Genomic DNA, 18,276 nt, shown 5'->3' with positions numbered 1-18,276 from the left:
AATTAAAAGTAAGGTATTTCTTTGAAAAATACACACAATAGACCTATTCGATTATAAATCGAGAAAATGTCAATCTGTCACATTCTTCTTCGTGGTATTTTTTTTGAGAAATATTTGAAAATTAAAAATTATAAAATATGACAACTAAAGGAAATATTAATGTATCTGTGGAAAACATTTTCCCGCTTATTAAAAAATTTCTTTACAGTGACCACGAAATATTCTTAAGAGAATTGATTTCCAATGCTACTGATGCAACTTTAAAATTAAAGCATTTAACAAGCATTGGTGAGGCAAAAATTGAATATGGAAATCCAAAACTTGAAGTTAAAATTGATAAAGACCAGAAAACTTTACGTATCATAGACCAGGGGATTGGTATGACGGGTGAAGAAGTTGAAAAATACATCAACCAGGTTGCTTTCTCAGGAGCTGAAGAGTTTTTGGAAAAATATAAAGATTCTGCGAAAGATTCAGGGATTATCGGACATTTCGGCCTTGGATTTTACTCTGCATTTATGGTAGCGGAAAAAGTAGAAATCCTTACAAAATCTTATAAAGATGAGCCAGCTGTACGTTGGATCTGTGATGGAAGCCCGGAATTTACTCTTGAAGAAACTGCCGACAAAACTGACAGAGGAACGGAAATTATTCTTCATATCGCTGAAGATTCTGTAGAATTTTTAGAAGAAGGAAAAATCCGTGAGCTGTTATTAAAGTATAACAAATTCATGCCTGTTCCAATTAAATTCGGAACAAAAACACATACTCTTCCTTTACCAGAAGATGCTCCCGAAGGTACTGTAGCTGAAACGGAAGAGATTGACAATATCATCAACAATCCGGTACCGGCATGGACAATTGCTCCAAGTGAACTGACCAATGAGGATTATATGAAGTTCTACCATGAATTGTATCCAATGCAGTTTGAAGAACCATTATTCAACATTCATCTGAATGTTGATTATCCTTTCAACCTTACGGGAGTTCTTTTCTTCCCGAAACTGAGCAACAATTTGAATATCGATAAGGATAAAATTCAATTATATCAAAACCAGGTATTCGTAACAGATGAAGTAAAAGGTATCGTTCCGGACTTCCTGATGCTTCTGAGAGGGGTAATTGATTCACCGGATATCCCATTGAACGTTTCCCGTTCTTATCTTCAGGCAGACGGTGCTGTAAAGAAAATTTCGTCTTACATCACGAAAAAAGTAGCCGACAAAATGGCTTCTTTAATCAACGAAAACCGTGAAGACTATGAGCAAAAATGGAACGACATCAAAGTAGTTATTGAGTACGGAATTGTTACTGAAGAAAAATTTGCTGAAAAGGCAGACAAATTCACACTATATCCTACCACAGACGGTAAATATTTCCTTTGGGATGAATTGGTAGAGAAAATCAAACCAATGCAAACTGATAAAGATAACAAGTTAGTGGTATTATACGCTACCAATGCGGATGAGCAGCACAGCTATATTCAATCTGCAAGAGATAAAGGATATGAAGTTCTGTTATTAGACTCTCCTATTATTTCACACGTAATTCAGAAACTTGAAACTTCAAAAGAAAATATTTCGTTTGCAAGAGTAGATGCAGATCACGTGAATAATCTCATCAAAAAAGATGAGCCGGTAATTTCAAAACTGAATGAAACAGAAAAAGAGTCTTTGAAAAAGAATGTGGAAGAGGCTATTCAGGATTCTAAATTTACAGTTCAGCTTGAAGATCTGGACAGCACTGATGCTCCGTTCACGATTACCCAGCCAGAATTCATGAGAAGAATGAAAGAAATGCAGGCTACAGGCGGAGGTGGTATGTTCGGAATGGGAGGTTTCCCGGAGATGTACAATCTTGTGGTGAATTCAAACAGTGAGCTTTCTAATCAGATTTTAAAGACAGAGAATACGGAAGAGAAAGAGAATTTAATTAAATACGCTCTGGATCTAGCCAAGCTTTCCCAAAACCTATTGAAAGGAAAAGACCTTACAGATTTTATACAGAGAAGCTATAAGCAACTTGAAAAATAATTTACGAGAGACTGTTTCATTTTGAAGCAGTCTTTTTTTGTTTACAGAAGGTTGGGAAAACGCAAAGACGCAAGTTTTTTTTATAATGTATGCTTTAGAACGCAAGGATTTTATCTGCGATAAAATTCCATAGTCCTAATACTATAAGAATTAATTCTTGCTGAAAATCTTTGATTTTCTTGCGCCTTAAATATTTGTAGTGCTTAGGAAATCTTTGCGCCCTTGCGTTTTCCAACAATCTAAAAACAGTATAAAAATCATCAATAGTTAATCTAAATCTTTTAGGTTAAAATCTTGTCTCTTACTATTTTTGATCAGTCGGAAGTTATTATGAAACAAGGGACTAATTTGAAGAAAATTTTCAACAATTAAACAAGATAACACTTCGGTTTTTCAGTTTAGTTTTATTTTATCTTTAATCTTATTCTTTAGTACCTATTTTTTTCTACTTTTTATTGTACAGCTTATGCTTTTTTGCCATTTTTGTATAAAATGTCGGTCATGCAAAAAGAAAAATTACGCGTCATCAGAAAACAAAAAGGCTACACACAACAGCAGGTAGCTGATTATATCGCAACAGATGTATCTAATTACAGCAGAAAAGAAAGCGGTGATGTAAGAATCGTAAGAGATGAATGGGACAAACTTGCCCGTTTTTTGAATGTACCGTTTGAGGACATTTATGAAGAAGAGGAAGCTACAGTAGTTGTTAATAATGATCATCCTGTATTTAATGACAGATCTTCTTCTGCGGGAATAATTACTAGCCAGAACAACTATGATAATATCCCTGGAGCTATTATTGAAAACCTTCAAAACTATATTGCTCTATTAAAAGAGGAGAACGAAAAGCTGAAAGAAGAACTAAAAGGTCTCCCGAAAGGAAGAAAATAACACAGTTTGAACACTTAAAAATATTGATGTCACTTCTATTAAATTATGTAGTGACATTTTTTTTTGCTTTGTAGTGTTGATGGGTGAGTTTTTTATGCAAAGGATTAATTTTCCTATGCTTTATTTCAGGAGGCAAAGAGGTGCGACACTGTCGTTGATGAAGCATTGAGTAATACGTTAGCTTAAAAAGAATCAATGAAATGTATTCCGCCTTTGCTCCCTTAAAATATTAAAGAAAATGAAATCTTTGCGTTAAAAACCTATCATTTCCAAAAACTTAATATTTACAATTCCTCTAAAGGATCCCAGAACAGTTTTTTGAAGTTTTTTATTCTCAGATTATCCACAGTAATTCCTTCTGCTTCCAGTTTAGGTTGAAATTCCGGAACAGATAATACTCCTGAACTGGAAATCACGCGGTGAGCAGGAACATTTTTCGGACATCCTCCCATTGCTTTTCCTACATGTCTCGAATGGTTAGGATAGCCAACAGCTTTTGCTATGGCACCATAGGTAGATACTCTTCCTTTGGGAATAAGCCTTGCTACTTCGTATACCTGTTGTTTGAAAATCTCGTCCATACTGCTCACGATCTTTTTTGCATCATTTTTGAATACTCTTAAACTCAATGATGCTTCATTAAAAGATAAAGATATGAAAAAATCATTTTTCAAGCTGTTGAATGCTGTTAATAAAAAAGTTTTTCCGAAGCTAAGTAATAAGGATCCCAATAGTCTGACTAAAATTGAAAAGGGAATTCTGGCATATCGTTATTTTGTGCTGGTGAATTCTTTAGATTGATTTTTATTTTCCCGCTGATCGCACAGATTTTCACAAATGTTTATGTATATTTTTAGAGAAACGCAAAGGCGCAAAATTATTTTAATACTATGTGTTGTAAGGGGCGCAAGGATTTTATCTTCGATAAAATTTCATACGACGTAGCTTATTTTATCTCTCGCTGATTTTGCTGATTACGCAGATAATAAAAATCTGTGTAATTCGTGTGATCTGTGGGAATACTATATCCCACTTTTTTAAACCATTAAGAAAAATGAAGATTGTAAGAATAATTAAGTTTCATCTTTGATGAAAGTAAAGCATACTGCTAAATAAAATAGCTTTAGCCATTTCCACTATTAATATTTAAAACTTAAATAATCTTAATGGTTCATTACTTTTAGTTTCTGAAACAAATCTATATCCCAACCCTAAAATAAAAAAGCGCTTCAAATGAATTGAAGCGCTGATATTGTAATCTCTTTTGAGAATTTTGTTCTTAGTTTTCTAAGATATAAGAGAACATCAATGGTGCACAGATCGTTGCATCACTTTCAACGATAAATTTCGGTGTAGTGATATCAAGCTTACCCCAAGTGATTTTCTCATTTGGAACTGCTCCTGAGTATGAACCGTAAGATGTTGTAGAATCAGAAATCTGACAGAAATAAGACCAGAAAGGAATGTCATGCATTTCCATATCCTGATACAACATTGGAACTACGCAGATAGGGAAATCTCCTGCGATACCTCCACCAATCTGGAAGAACCCAACTCCTTTTCCTGCTGAGTTTTTAGTATACCAGTCAGCAAGGTAAGTCATATATTCAATACCTGATTTCATTGTAGTAGCTTTAAGCTCTCCTTTGATACAGTAAGAAGCGAAGATGTTACCCATTGTAGAATCTTCCCATCCTGGTACTACGATTGGTAAGTTGGCTTCAGCAGCAGCAATCATCCAAGAGTTCTCTCTAGGAATTTCATAATACTGCTCCAATACTCCTGAAAGAATCATTTTGTACATGAATTCATGTGGGAAATATCTTTCTCCTTTAGCTTCTGCATCTTTCCAGATTTCTACGATATGCTTTTGTAATCTTCTGAAAGCTTCTTCTTCAGGGATACAAGTATCTGTAACTCTGTTCAGACCTCTTTCTAAAAGATCCCACTCATCCTGAGCTGTTAAATCTCTATAATGAGGAACTCTTTCATAGTGAGAGTGTGCTACAAGGTTCATTAAATCTTCTTCAAGGTTAGCCCCTGTACAAGAGATAAAATCTACTTTTCCCTGACGGATCATTTCAGCAAGAATCTTTCCTAATTCAGCAGTAGACATTGCTCCAGCCAAAGTAATCATCATTTTTCCGCCATCTTTAAGATGTGCAACATACCCTTTAGAAGCATCCACCAATGCAGCTGCGTTGAAGTGCAGGTAATACTTTTCTATGAATTCAGTTATCGGTTTGCTCATTTTTTTTAATTTTTGCAAAGATAAAACTTAAAAACGGAATGCAGTCAAAGCACTTGAAGAAAGTGTAATAGAGGAGTATTTTTTTATCATTTGTTAAATGAGGAAGGTATAAGTTGTTGGAAAACGCAAAGGCACAAAGGATTTTAAAGCTTTATGAATATTGTAAGGCGCAAGGATTTAGTATTTAAAAAGTTTGCGCCCTTGCGTTTTCCATCACATTACTATAAAAAAGCGCAGCCCATACGAGCCACGCTTTCATTGTAATTCAACTTAATATTATTCAACAAAGCCTTATCCTTCCCAGGTTTCCACTTTTAGAATCTCAATTTTCCTTTCTCCTTCTCTGAAAGGCCAGTCTATGATATCTCCTACTTTGTATCCTACAACCGCAAGAGCAATATCCGACAGGATGGAATGTTTATTCTTTTTAAGCTTTGCTTTGGTAGAGGGCACAAAAATATATTCGTGTTCAAAATTTAATGTATGGTCTTTTAACGTCACTTTTCTGTCTACGGTTACAATATCAGCAGGAAGATCTCTTCTCAATACCTGTTTCGCTTTTCTAAGTTCCTCCGTAAGCCTTTTTTCTTCTCCGATGCTTACTTTTTTTCTTCTGAGTGTATCTTTTATAGCATCATAAATTCCGGTGGTTACAATAATATGATTGGACATTTTTTCATTTTTTTTTAGATTAAGATGCAGTTATTCCCCAATGATCCAATGTAGAACCAAGGCATATAACAGCCTTCTTCTATGGAAAACTGCAAAAAGTAATAAATAAATTGGAAGTGATTCCCTGTCTTGAATCCTGACAGGGCTTAAATGATGAAGTCCTTGGAACTTTTCAGAAAAGAATCTGTATGACGATAAAGTAAAGACATCAGCAATCCTGAACGGTGGTATTGTGCAGAAAAAAAGATTGTTGTTGCCATTATCAATTATTGTTAATTCTAACAAAGATATGACTTAAAAACGGAATGGCAGTACTTATACTCAAAGAAGTACTTTAATCTTTTTGACCAAGAATAAAACTTTAAACTACAACCTAAAACGCCTGTTTTCTTTCTTATCGGAAAGTTTTTTCTTGTTATCCAGTCTCTTTTGTTTCTGTCCTTTTGATGGTTTTGTTGCGGTTCTCTTTTTGGGAACAATAAGCGCTTTGTTGACGATATCAATTATTTTTTCAATGGCTTTATTTTTATTCATCAGCTGGGTTCTGCTTTCAGAAACGGTGAGAAATAAAAAACCATCTGCATTGATTCTGTTTTTCAGTTTATCCTGAATCAATACTTTCTGATCATCATTAAAAAATTCTGATACATCTACTTTCCAAAGTACGGTAACAGCAGTCTCTACTTTATTAACGTTTTGCCCTCCCGCTCCACTGCTCCGGGAAGTTTTGAAACTAAGTTCTTTTGAAAAGTCTTTCATTTTTTTAAGATTTTGAGATACTAGAATCAAGAGCCAAGACTAGAGATTTATGTTTATATTTTTATAGAGTTCTATTCTGTTTACTTTTCCATTGGGTGTTCTTGGAATTTCATGGATGAAAATAATTTCTTTTGGCTTGTGGAACCTCTTCTCAAAAGGTATTTCCGAAACCTTTTTTATTACCTCATCAGACTCATTTCCCTCTATAACAAGTATCAATTTCTGACCCAAGCTATCATCCGGCAAACCGATAAATACGGCTTCGTTTGGGAGTTCTTTTTTCACCAAAGTTTCAAGGGTTTCCGGAAAAATTTTTGCTCCTCCTGAGTTGATCACATTATCAATTCTTCCGAGGAATTTAAACTGCTTTCCATTTTTAATATCAACTAAATCATTAGTTTGCAATACTTCAGCATTTACATTGGGGGCAAAAATCTTAAGACATCCTCTATCATCCAAAGAGATGGTTACATTTTCAAAGACAGTGAAATAATCTTCCTGTTCCGGCATCAATTGTTTTAAACCAATATGGGAAAGTGTTTCAGACATTCCATACGTTTCAAAAATACGATTTGAATTACTGAGGTTCATCTGTAGGATTTTATTTTTCAGGCTTTCTGAGACTGAAGCCCCGCCAATGATCAGATTTTTAATCAGATGAAGTTTTTCCAAAGAATTTTCTACCTGAAGTGGCGTCATAGCACAAAAGTCTATTTCTTCTTCCAAATTTCCAATAGGCTTTAAAGAAGGGGCGGCAATTTTTAATTTTAATTTCCTTTCTATAGAACGTACAATCATCATTTTTCCTGAAATATATTCTACCGGCAGGCAAAGCAATGCTTTATCACCTTGTTTTAATCCCAAAAAATTACAGGTCATCACTGCTGAGTTAACCATTTTCTTTTTTTCAATTTCAAAGATTTTCGGAACTCCTGTAGAGCCTGATGTCTGAACATTTACTACTCTTTTTTCTGAAAACCATTCTTCCAGAAAAATTTTTACTTTCTTTTCAAATTCAGTATCGAATGATAATTGATTAATATTGAGATTATTGAAGTCTAACAACATATTTTCCGTGAATAAATTCTACAGTAAATTTAAAAAAAAATTCAAAAAGTTCTTGTATGTAAAGAAAAAAACTGTAAATTTGCACCACCAAAATAAAACAGACCTATAGTGTAACGGTAACACTCCGGTTTTTGGTACCGTCATTCGGGGTTCGAATCCCTGTGGGTCTACAAACCATCCTTTTTAAGGATGGTTTTTGTTTTTAGAATGAATAGGGTATTTGGGTATAGAAAAATTCAGACTTTATCCTTTTTCACCTTAAAAAGCAAGAATTTTCAAAGGAGGTATTTGTAAATAAGAAAAAAATATATAAATTTGCATCACCAAAGTAAAGCAGACCTATAGTGTAACGGTAGCACTCCGGTTTTTGGTACCGTCAGTCGGGGTTCGAATCCCTGTGGGTCTACAAACCATCCTTTTTAAAGGATGGTTTTTGTTTATCTTAAAGAACAAAGCTCTCTATTCATCAAAAGTCTTTATTGATTTAATATCTAAACTTAGACTATATAAAAGTCTAGTCAATGTAAATAAAAAAGCCTTCTTTCTTTTCTATAATAGTAGGTTAAAATTTTTCTTAAAGTGAAAATCATCTAATAAACCTGATTTTTCATTTTTTTGAATTTACTTACCAGATACAAAACAGTATTTCATATCAATCATAAGCTATATTTAATTTACGCCCGTATTTTTAAATTAATATTTTTCAACATTTAATCCAAACCATGAATTATATTTAACAAAACACGCCTATTTTTAAATTAATATCAATCTAATATTATTATTATAAAAAATACGATTAAAATAAGGATATATATTAAAAAAAAAAGTAATTTTAATACATAAAAAAAATAAAGAATGCTTTTCAATATGAATTTTGGTTTTATCAGTGAGGAATTCATAAATATTCCGGAAGATACTAAACATAGCTTTATAAGGAAAGTTTTAAAATAGAAGTCCAGCCTATGAACCTGATAGTTTCAAAGCTTTTAAAAAAAACGAAACATCGAATATCAATTAGATCAATCAAAATTATCTAATATTTCTAATCTAATAAAAGCTTAAACAGTTTAAATATAGTATATCATCTGAAATTAGATTAATAATAAATATTTAAAACATGAAAAAAAAATTTCTATTACTTTTTTCCACAATACCTTTAATTGCTACATGTCAAGTTGGTATTGGGACGACAACCCCTAGGGGTGCATTGGACATTAACAAGACAACAAGCTATAATCTTGGACTTGTCTTACCCGCAAATACATCTCCAACTAATATGATCAATCCTCAGGGAGGAAATGTTGTTCCTGGAACAATCATGTATGATAGTACTGCAGACTGCGTTAAAGTATACAGCCAGCACGCAACAGGAGGAACATCACCAGAAGGCTGGGGGCCATGTCTAAATGCACCTGCAACCCCTTCAGTTGAAGCCAATTGTGCACAAAATGGTTTTGAAGGTACTTATTTAAATGGAGCTGCCTTAAGTGGTGCAAAATTTACAGTGACTCTTACAAACAATTCTTTTAGTAATGTAACGATAGCCTCTCAAGCTAGTGATTTGACTTTAAGTGGAGTGAGTGGTGTTTCTGTATCAACAGTAACTCCTGCTTCCAGCACTTTAATACCTGGGCAGTCAGTTCTCATTACCTATAATCTTACAGGAACACCTACAAGTACAGGTACCCTTACTGGTACCTGGAAGAAACTCTCATTAACTTGTACAAATTCCGTAACGGTGCAATCAGGAACAATCAATTCATTGAATTGTACCACAGGAGCACTTACAGGAACAGTTGAAGACAAAGTAGCTGCTTCTGGTGTTACTAAAGTAATTAATTATACGGCTACAGGAACCTTCCAATATCCTGCATTAAGTATTCCTTCCACAGGAGCTACGGGGCTTACTATGAATATCCCTGCGGGCACAATAACCAATGGAAGCGGAGGTTTAACATTTACAATTACAGGTCAAACGGATGTTATAACCAACAATGAAACAGCCAATGCAACCTTTACTGTAAATCTTGGTGGGCAGTCTTGTAATTTCACCATTCCTATCACTATTTTAGCTAAGTGCGGCCCTTCTGATGTTACTCAAGTTGTAGAGATAACTTCACCAGCAACAACAAGAGTATGGATGGATAGAAATTTAGGTGCAAGCCGTCCGGCTTTATCTAGTACAGATCATGCTGCTTATGGCTGTTTAATTCAATGGGGAAGACTTTCTGACGGACATGGAAATGTCACTTGGAGAAGCAGTACATCAGCAGATAATAAACCATCAACAACTACTTTATCTTCTACGGATGTGCCAGGAAATAACTTATTTATTACCAATCCAGGTGGCAATGGTGATTGGCGTTCCCCCCAGAATGATAATCTTTGGCAGGGAGTTGCCGGAACCAACAATCCGTGTCCTTCAGGATTTAGGGTTCCGACACAAGCTGAAATTAATGCTGAAATCGGTAGTATGAATAATACAAATGATGCATTCACTTCTGTATTTAAACTTCCAGCAGCAGGTTTTGTACCCTATACTGGAGCAAATATTGTAAGTGCCGGACAAGTTTTCAATTTTACATCAAGCACTGTGACAGGTACAACAAGATCACTCACAAATTTTACAGCAACTGCTAAAGCAATTAATAATGTTGGTAGAGGATCAGGAAATATAGTTCGTTGTATTAAAAATTAGAAACATTAAGCTTATACTTTCAAGCTTTAATTGTTACTGGTTTTTCTTATAAACAAAGATAAGATGGCTACTTTGCAGTAGCCATCTTTTTTTAAAACTTTGATAAGATACTGAACATACTTTTATAACAAATAAAAAATCGCATTTTTGATTTAAAAACCCAATTAGTCCTATAAGAAGTTCATAAAAGATCTATCCTTTAATTCACCTTCATTTTATATTGGTACACTTTTAGCAGATATAAAGATTAAAAAATGAAAAAAAATCATTATTCCAATCTTTATTGGATTTTTAGTTAGCAGTTGTACAGCAAATGCTTTTGACCAAAAAAATAGCATAAGCAAAAATGTCGATGATGTAAAAGCAAAGCAGCGTGAATTCTTAAATACCCCTACAAAGCAATACATTATCAATGACTATTCTGATTACCTAAGATATGATCCCAATAATAAGATTCCACAATCAGAGAGAACAAACACTCAGTATTTTGATAAAGATGACATCAGTAGATTTATGCCTCATTAAAATATAAGCCATCTTTTTGAAAGATGGCTTTGTTTATTTAGAAATGTATAACTCTTTATTTTTTAAGATCATCAATCTCTTCCTGTATAGATTTGATTCTGTCTCTTAATTCCTGACTTACTTTTCCTGGAATCTTTTTTATTTTTCTTAAATCCAGAGCAAGCATAATGGAAGCTATTCCCATAAAAATGAAAGAAACACCGGTAAGAGTAACTAATGAAATTCCTGTAAACACCGGATTAAATATCAGCAGCAAGGAAAAGATAATTCCTCCTACACTGGCAAGGGCTACATTTCCCCAACTCATTATTCTCATGCTCTTCAAATCAAATGCGAAGCCCAGTAATTGAAAAGAGCGGAACAGTAAAGTAAATCCAATCACGAACGGAAGTACCGTCATTGAAATCTGAGGATTTGCAATAAGATATACTCCTATTGCAGTTGTTAATAATCCACTTACCAGAAACCAGCCCCAACCCTGTAGAGACTTACTATTTTGTAAGGAAAAGAATATTTCGGTAATTCCTGAAAATAAGAATGAAACACTGAAAAAGATAGAAAGTGTAACATACGTTGCAAGAGGCACACTGAATACATAGAAACCACAGATAAGGAAAATAATTCCGAAGATTAATGGGATGTACCAGTGTTTTACAGTGTTGGTAAGCGTTTGAAATAAATTGGCCATAGGTGTCTTTTTTGGTCCTGCCTACTTTTTTGTAATGGTTTTCGGCTTATCCGCAGGTACTTCAAACAGATTATAATTTTCACCTGAATTTGAAATATAACCTCTTACTAATATACGGAAAATAACCGAAGAAAGTGCCACATTTCGTGAATTGTTTTCATAAAAAAGCATCAGATGAAGCCAATTTTTCAACTGATTTCACCTGATGCACAATAATTATCATTTAATTCTTTGAATTTATCTTGCTGGATTTCCGGCAGGCTGCTGCTGGGTTACACAATGTACCATTCCTCCGTTTTCATATAGGTTTCTTACGTCTATTCCTATTACTTTTCTATCCGGATACTGATCCTGAATAATCTTATTGGCAATTGCATCATTTGGATCTCCATAGTTTGGAACAAGCACTACAGTATTGGCCACATAATAATTAACATAAGAGCCTTTTTCATCCAGTTGCTTTCCGTAGGCTGTTTTCACTTTATTTTTGGTAGCCGGTACATAGACTTTCTTATATTCTTTTCCATTGACATTGGTTGCAGTATAAAGTGTATTGACATCTTTTTCGGAAAGACCAAGATCAAGGAGATCATCTTCTTTCATAATAAGCATGGTATTATGATTAATAAATTTCATAAAACCGTCGATATGCATATCGGTAACGTCCAATCCAGTTACTCCGTCCAGCCAAATTACTTTAGAAACGCCATAATAGGTTTCAAACATTTCCTCAGCTTCTGCCTGAGTGATATCTTTATTTCTGGTAGCTCCTTTTTTCTGACTGATTACTGAGCTTTTACAAGCCATTAAAACACCATTTCCATCCGTTTCTACAGAACCTCCTTCGTTCACCATTTCTTCATTCAGATTGATGACTTTTATACCAAGATCTGCACCTATCTTTTGTGGAATTTTATCACAGTTTTCAAAATCAAATTTCTCACCCCATCCGTTGAATCCCCAATCTTCTATGAGAACATTTCCTTTCTTATCTTTTACGAAAATAGGTCCGTTATCTCTGATCCATACATCATCTGTAGGATACACTTTAAAATCAACATTCTTCATGGAAACTTTGTTTTCCTCCAAAAGATTGATAATTCTGTTTTTTTCTTCATTATTATAAGCAATAATGTGAACTTTCTCGCCAGCCTGAAGGGCTTTCGTCATGTCTACCCATGTCTGTTCTACTCTCTTACGGTAGGTTATTCCATGCTGATAGTGATGAGGCCATTGTAGCCACGTACCTTCATGTTTTGAAGATTCTTCCGGGAAATTATAATCTGTCTGTGCCATACTTAGTATAAAGCTCAATGCTAAAGTGAGTGTGAATAATTTTTTCATATCATTAAAATTTCTTTCCTATAAATACACCGAAATTAACGTCGGTATCAAAGCTACTTCCAGTCTGGGAAATATTACTTCCAATTCCGAACTGCATTTTTTTCTTATTTTCTAATCCTAAACGGATAACCTGACTGCTGGACTGATGTTCTTTAAAGCTGAAATCAGATTCTACGATCAACATACTGTAAAGATTAAACGGTTCGTTGATTTTTGGAGTATATTCCAATAAAGTATAAAGCCCTAAACCAAATTCTTTCGCATCAGTAGAATAAGTAAATGCAGGAAATACGTTGATAGCAAAAACATCATTTTCTTTTCCATACGCTACTCCTACAGACGGCATGATATCTTTTTCTGAAATATGAACTCCTGCAGAAACACCAAGGTTCTTTATAATTCCATAATTAATGTTCTGATAGAGTTCGGGAGTTACTTTTTTTGAAGCATAATCATAACTGATAGTTCCTGAAGCGAAATAATTCCATTTTCTACTGAAATCTTTATTATAAATTCCCAGAAGTTCAGTCTCTTTATTTCCGCCGTATGCCTGCACAGAAATTTGTGATTGGGCACAAAAAGGAAGTAATAAGATGAGCAGAAATATATTTTTCATTCTATTTGTTTTTTTGAAGTTTTACAATGCAAATTCATCATTGTGATGATTTACAGGTGCAAAATTACAGCTCTCAAAAAAGCAAATCTTGTCCTAAATTGACATTCTTTTCATACAGCGGAAAATAAATACAGGTGATCATATTTTCTATCCTAATTTACTGAAAATAAAAACAAAAAAGGTGAAAATCAATTGATTTTCACCTTTTTAAAACATGTTTGGATCTGTTTTATATTTTTACTTCGGTTTGTATAATTTGTACATCACGAACAAAAAGCCTATCCATATTGGAATCAGAATTACCTGAATTTCCATCCCAGTAATACTCATCAGCCCTAAAATCAAAACCAAAAACGCAATACAGATATAATTGGATATTGGGTAAAATATAGAAGGAAATTTTGATTGAATTCCATCTGCATTGATCGATTTTTTAAACTTCAAATGGGTGTAGCATATCATTAACCAGTTGATGATCAACGTAGATACAACCAAAGCCATTAAGTATTCGAAGGCTTTTTCCGGTACTAATTTATTGATGATAATACAGATTCCTGCAAAACATGAAGAAATAATGATTGCATTGGTAGGAACTGAGTTTTTATTCAGTTTTTTAAGGAATTTTGGAGCATTTCCCTGCTGAGCCAATCCGAAAAGCATTCTGCTGTTACTGTAAACACTACTGTTGTAAACCGACAAAGCAGCTGTTAAAACAATCAGGTTAAGAACATTAGCAATTAATGTATTGAACTGAATCACTTTACCAAAAAGGCTGAATTCAAGACCATTCAGATTTTGAAATACCATTACAAACGGACTGGATCCTTCTGTAATATCTCTCCAAGGACTTAAAGCAAATAAAATCACCAAAGCTCCTACGTAGAAAATAAGAATTCTATAGATTACCTGATTGGTAGCCTGTGGAATTGTTTTTTCCGGATTTTTTGCTTCTGCAGCAGTAATTCCAATAAGTTCAAGCCCACCAAATGAAAACATAATCATCGCCATGGCTGCAAATAACCCCGAATATCCGTTTTCTGTTTTATTAAATAATCCTTTTGGAAAGAATCCTCCATCATTCCATAGATTGGTGATGGTTGCTTTTTCTCCTCCTGTACCGCTAATTAATAGATATACTCCGAAAATAATCATTGCAATAATAGCCACTACTTTGATGATGGAAAACCAGAATTCTGTTTCTCCGTACACTTTTACTGAAGCAAGGTTAAGTGCGTTAATGACTATAAAAAAGAATAAACTGGAAACCCAGAGTGGAATATCCGGCCACCAGAAGTGAATATAATGTCCAATTGCTGTAAGCTCCGCCATACTTACCAGAATATAGAGAATCCAGTAGTTCCATCCGGAAGCAAATCCAGGGAAATTCCCCCAATATTTGTAGGCAAAGTAGCTAAAACTTCCCGAAACGGGTTCCTGAACTACCATTTCACCCAGCTGACGCATAATAAAAAAGGCAATAATTCCTGCCAAAGCATAGCCTAAGATTACGGATGGTCCTGCCAATACTGCGGCGGGTCCAATTCCCAGAAATAATCCTGTTCCTATGGCACCTCCAAGGGCAATTAATTGTATATGTCGGTTTGTTAATCCTCTAACTAAAGTCTCGTTTTGTCCTGTTTTATTTTCGTTGCTCATTGAATGAATTATTCGGTCGCTAAATATATAAAAACTTTTCAGAGAAATTCACATTCCATGGGGTAAATTGAGAATTCCACCTCATCCCAGAACATAAGCCCTCTTTTCTTTTTACTCTATTCCTGATAAAGTTTAAAATGTCATTACAAAAACAACCTTGATAGGTGAAATAAAGATTGGATTTTAAAATTTTAATATGAAATTATTTACCATTCATAATAAGCCTATTTCAAAAAATGATCTCCTTCAGTTATTGAAGGAGATCATTTTTTATAATTATTTAAATTGAATGTAAAAGAGGGAAGCAAAAATTTATAGAAATTCTTTGGGAACAGAGATATCATTCTTTTTCATGTATTCCAAAAGACTTTGATATTTATCTTCATATTCATCATTTCCACATTTATGCGAAATACTACAGATATCAGATGGTTTGATGTCTAAAATATCAGATATTTTAGTTAGTATCTCCAGGTTGATCTTCACCTTGGAATTCTCAATATCGGAATATGCTTTTTGGGAAATTCCCATTTCAAACGCCATGTATTCCTGTGTAAGATCTCTGCTCCTACGTATTTTCCTGATATTTTGTCCACATACTTTCATCGTTTTTGTTTTAGTAGTTTTCGGTATATTTTAGAAGATTAGCTATTAGCCTCCAACAAAGTTAATAAATACCTTTGGCAAAACATTATACACGTTACATGATATTTATTTTCAACATAGAAAAGACTTAAAAATATGTCTTTTTCAGAGAAAATATCACTTCGGTAAACACTATTGGAATTTATGGAGACGCAAAAATTTAATTATGACAATAATATTGTCAGAGCATTCCTCTATGCGACTATCGCATTCGGACTTGTAGGATTTCTGCTGGGGCTTACAGCTGCATTGATGCTTTTTTATCCTGAACTGCCTGAATTTTTATTCGGTACGGATGATACGACTATTAAAAGCTTAGCTTCGGGTAATATTCAGGGGCTGATCAATACTCAGGGAGCCATGGGCTTTGGAAGAATCAGAATGCTTCATACAAGTGCTGTTATTTTTGCTTTCGTATGTAACTCCTTTTTCTGTGGTGCTTACTATAGTATGCAAAGGCTTCTTAAAACCAGATTATACAGCGATACCCTTTCATGGATTCACTTCTGGTCATGGCAGCTTATGATTGTAAGTGTAGTAATCACATTCCTTATGGGAATCAATACTTCAAAAGAATATGCCGAACATGAATGGCCTATTGACATCTTAATTACATTCTCATGGATCATTTTCGGAATCAATATGTTCGGAACGATTGCCAAAAGAAGAGTGAGACATTTATACGTAGCCATCTGGTTCTATATAGCCACCTGGATTGCAGTAGCCATGCTTCACATCTTCAATAACCTGGAGGTTCCGTTATCTTTCACAAGCTGGAAATCCTATTCTGTATATGCAGGGGTAAAAGATGCATTAGTACAATGGTGGTATGGACACAATGCGGTAGCATTCGTATTAACTACTCCAGTATTAGGTCTGATGTATTATTTTATGCCTAAAGCAGCTCAGCGACCGGTATTCTCATACAAACTATCCATTATTCACTTCTGGTCGCTGATCTTTGTATACCTTTGGGCCGGCCCTCACCACCTGCAGTATACAGCTTTGCCGGCATGGGCACAGGCAGTAGGAACAGGATTCTCTATCATGTTGATTGCACCTTCATGGGGAGGAATGCTGAATGGCCTTCTTACGTTAAGAGGAGCATGGGATAAAGTAAGAGAAAATCCGATCCTTAAATTCTTTGTAGTAGCGGTTACATGCTATGGTATGGCTACTTTCGAAGGACCTTTATTAGCAACAAAATCATTAAATAAAATTGGTCACTATACCGACTGGGTGATTGGCCACGTACATTTAGGGGCTCTTGGATGGAATGGTTTCATGGCATTCGGAGTGGTATATTATCTGGTACCGATCATGTGGAGAACATCCCTTTGGTCTAAAAAGCTTGCCAACTGGCACTTCTGGCTGGGAACATTAGGAATTATCTTTTATGCCGTTCCTATGTATATTTCAGGATTTACACAGGGATTAATGTGGAAACAATTCAATCCGGACGGAACTTTATTATGGAAAAACTGGCTGGATACGGTAACTGCAATTATTCCATACTTTAAAATGAGATTCTTAGGTGGAGTACTTTATTTATCAGGAGCGATTTTAATGGTAATCAACGTTATCAAAACGATTAAAGTCGGTTCATTCCAGAAAAACGTTCCTGCGGAAGCTCCTGCTTTAGCCAATATCGGGACTATAAGAAAAGAAGGTGAAGGCGTACACCTTTGGTTAGAAAGAACACCTACTCTCCTTTCTGTATTAGCTTTCATTACCATAGCAATTGGTGGATTGGTAGAAATAGTTCCTACGCTGTCCCTGAAGCAAAGTGTTCCTACAATTACCGCAGTAAAACCTTATACACCATTGGAACTTGAAGGAAGAGACTTATATATCCGTGAAGGCTGTAACTCCTGCCACTCTCAGATGATCAGACCTTTCCGTGATGAGGTGGTAAGATTTGAAGGGAAAAACGGACAGTATTCCAAAGCGGGAGAATTTGTTTACGACAGACCTTTCTTATGGGGATCTAAGAGAACAGGACCTGATTTACATAGAGAAGGAGGAAGAAACCCGGATTCATGGCACTTCAAACATATGTACAACCCAAGAATTACGTCTGCCGGTTCTATCATGCCACGTTTCCCATGGTTAATCACCAATAAACTGGACAAAACTCAAATGGTGGATAAAATGAAACTGATGAAAAATGCCTTCGATGTTCCTTATACAAAGGCTCAGATAGATTCTGCCAACCAATGGGCAGATAATCAGTCAAAAGCAATTGTACAGAGAATTTACTCTGAAGCAACGGATGTAAAAGATCAGATGGTAAAAGAAAAAGCAGCCAAAGGATCTGCTTATATACCGCTTGAACAGAGAGAAATTGTAGCGATGATTGCTTACCTGCAAAGATTAGGTACAGACATTAAAACAACGCAGGTACAAACCGCAAGCGTAGAGTAACAT

At 34.8% G+C, this 18,276-nt stretch carries 15 protein-coding genes and 2 tRNA genes; 7 read left to right on the top strand and 10 right to left on the bottom strand.

Features of this window, described 5'->3' with window-relative positions; all coding sequences use genetic code 11:
- Positions 1 to 137 precede the first annotated feature (137 nt).
- Entirely contained in the window at positions 138 to 2,033 is a 1,896-nt protein-coding gene (gene htpG / locus ACM6F9_RS02645) for a molecular chaperone HtpG (RefSeq protein WP_414844285.1), read from the top strand.
- 501 nt (positions 2,034 to 2,534) lie between these two features.
- Positions 2,535 to 2,927 carry a helix-turn-helix transcriptional regulator gene (locus ACM6F9_RS02640; RefSeq protein ID WP_414844284.1) on the top strand — a complete coding sequence of 131 codons (393 nt, stop codon included), beginning with the start codon at positions 2,535 to 2,537 and terminating at the stop codon, positions 2,925 to 2,927.
- 284 nt (positions 2,928 to 3,211) lie between these two features.
- Here ACM6F9_RS02640 and ACM6F9_RS02635 read toward each other — a convergent pair whose 3' ends face one another.
- The gene (locus tag ACM6F9_RS02635) at positions 3,212 to 3,508 is read right to left on the bottom strand and encodes an MGMT family protein (RefSeq protein WP_414844283.1); all 297 of its coding nucleotides are present in this window, start codon (positions 3,506 to 3,508) and stop codon (positions 3,212 to 3,214) included.
- Between the two features lie 73 nt (positions 3,509 to 3,581).
- On the opposite strand from ACM6F9_RS02635, the gene ACM6F9_RS02630 reads away from it, so the two are divergent.
- Positions 3,582 to 3,728: a hypothetical protein gene (locus ACM6F9_RS02630; protein WP_414844282.1), complete on the top strand. Its 147-nt coding sequence runs from the start codon at positions 3,582 to 3,584 to the stop codon at positions 3,726 to 3,728.
- 478 nt (positions 3,729 to 4,206) lie between these two features.
- Here the strand turns inward: ACM6F9_RS02630 and ACM6F9_RS02625 are convergent, their stop codons facing one another.
- From ACM6F9_RS02625 to ACM6F9_RS02610, 4 genes are all read right to left on the bottom strand, one after another.
- Positions 4,207 to 5,178 (bottom strand): deoxyhypusine synthase family protein, encoded by a 972-nt coding sequence (locus tag ACM6F9_RS02625; protein ID WP_312075460.1) that lies wholly within the window; start codon positions 5,176 to 5,178, stop codon positions 4,207 to 4,209.
- A gap of 291 nt (positions 5,179 to 5,469) precedes the next feature.
- A complete protein-coding gene (locus ACM6F9_RS02620) occupies positions 5,470 to 5,850 on the bottom strand; it encodes a GreA/GreB family elongation factor (RefSeq protein WP_414844281.1) in 381 nt (126 codons plus the stop codon).
- A gap of 366 nt (positions 5,851 to 6,216) precedes the next feature.
- Complete coding sequence (gene arfB, locus ACM6F9_RS02615) at positions 6,217 to 6,609, bottom strand: alternative ribosome rescue aminoacyl-tRNA hydrolase ArfB (protein WP_414844280.1); 393 nt, start codon at positions 6,607 to 6,609, stop codon at positions 6,217 to 6,219.
- A 39-nt stretch (positions 6,610 to 6,648) separates the two neighbouring features.
- Complete coding sequence (locus ACM6F9_RS02610) at positions 6,649 to 7,677, bottom strand: AMP-binding protein (RefSeq protein ID WP_414844279.1); 1,029 nt, start codon at positions 7,675 to 7,677, stop codon at positions 6,649 to 6,651.
- Between the two features lie 99 nt (positions 7,678 to 7,776).
- Between ACM6F9_RS02610 and ACM6F9_RS02605 the strand changes: the two genes are divergently transcribed.
- The 3 genes from ACM6F9_RS02605 to ACM6F9_RS02595 all read left to right on the top strand — a co-directional run bounded on the left by ACM6F9_RS02605 (position 7,777) and on the right by ACM6F9_RS02595 (position 10,375).
- Positions 7,777 to 7,847: transfer RNA gene (locus tag ACM6F9_RS02605), tRNA-Gln, on the top strand.
- A 165-nt stretch (positions 7,848 to 8,012) separates the two neighbouring features.
- Positions 8,013 to 8,083, top strand: a tRNA-Gln gene (locus ACM6F9_RS02600).
- Between the two features lie 711 nt (positions 8,084 to 8,794).
- Positions 8,795 to 10,375 (top strand): hypothetical protein, encoded by a 1,581-nt coding sequence (locus tag ACM6F9_RS02595; protein ID WP_414844278.1) that lies wholly within the window; start codon positions 8,795 to 8,797, stop codon positions 10,373 to 10,375.
- Positions 10,376 to 10,955: 580 nt separating this feature from the next.
- On the opposite strand, the gene ACM6F9_RS02590 is transcribed toward ACM6F9_RS02595, so the two are convergent.
- From ACM6F9_RS02590 to ACM6F9_RS02570, 5 genes are all read right to left on the bottom strand, one after another.
- Complete coding sequence (locus ACM6F9_RS02590; RefSeq protein ID WP_105702794.1) at positions 10,956 to 11,588, bottom strand: HdeD family acid-resistance protein; 633 nt, start codon at positions 11,586 to 11,588, stop codon at positions 10,956 to 10,958.
- Positions 11,589 to 11,825: 237 nt separating this feature from the next.
- Positions 11,826 to 12,932, bottom strand: coding sequence for an agmatine deiminase family protein (locus tag ACM6F9_RS02585; RefSeq protein WP_414844277.1), 1,107 nt, complete (start codon positions 12,930 to 12,932; stop codon positions 11,826 to 11,828).
- Between the two features lie 4 nt (positions 12,933 to 12,936).
- Positions 12,937 to 13,548 (bottom strand): hypothetical protein, encoded by a 612-nt coding sequence (locus tag ACM6F9_RS02580; RefSeq protein WP_414844276.1) that lies wholly within the window; start codon positions 13,546 to 13,548, stop codon positions 12,937 to 12,939.
- A gap of 237 nt (positions 13,549 to 13,785) precedes the next feature.
- A complete protein-coding gene (locus ACM6F9_RS02575) occupies positions 13,786 to 15,204 on the bottom strand; it encodes an amino acid permease (protein ID WP_414844275.1) in 1,419 nt (472 codons plus the stop codon).
- Positions 15,205 to 15,516: 312 nt separating this feature from the next.
- Positions 15,517 to 15,810 carry a helix-turn-helix domain-containing protein gene (locus ACM6F9_RS02570; RefSeq protein WP_414844274.1) on the bottom strand — a complete coding sequence of 98 codons (294 nt, stop codon included), beginning with the start codon at positions 15,808 to 15,810 and terminating at the stop codon, positions 15,517 to 15,519.
- A 183-nt stretch (positions 15,811 to 15,993) separates the two neighbouring features.
- On the opposite strand from ACM6F9_RS02570, the gene ccoN reads away from it, so the two are divergent.
- The gene (ccoN, locus tag ACM6F9_RS02565; RefSeq protein ID WP_414844273.1) at positions 15,994 to 18,273 is read left to right on the top strand and encodes a cytochrome-c oxidase, cbb3-type subunit I; all 2,280 of its coding nucleotides are present in this window, start codon (positions 15,994 to 15,996) and stop codon (positions 18,271 to 18,273) included.
- Positions 18,274 to 18,276 lie beyond the last annotated feature (3 nt).

Origin of the sequence: Chryseobacterium sp. IT-36CA2 (genome assembly GCF_949767875.1) — a bacterium.
Taxonomy (GTDB): Bacteria; Bacteroidota; Bacteroidia; order Flavobacteriales; family Weeksellaceae; genus Chryseobacterium.
Note: the sequence above shows the minus strand (reverse complement) of the source record. Positions and strands in the feature narration are given on the sequence as shown.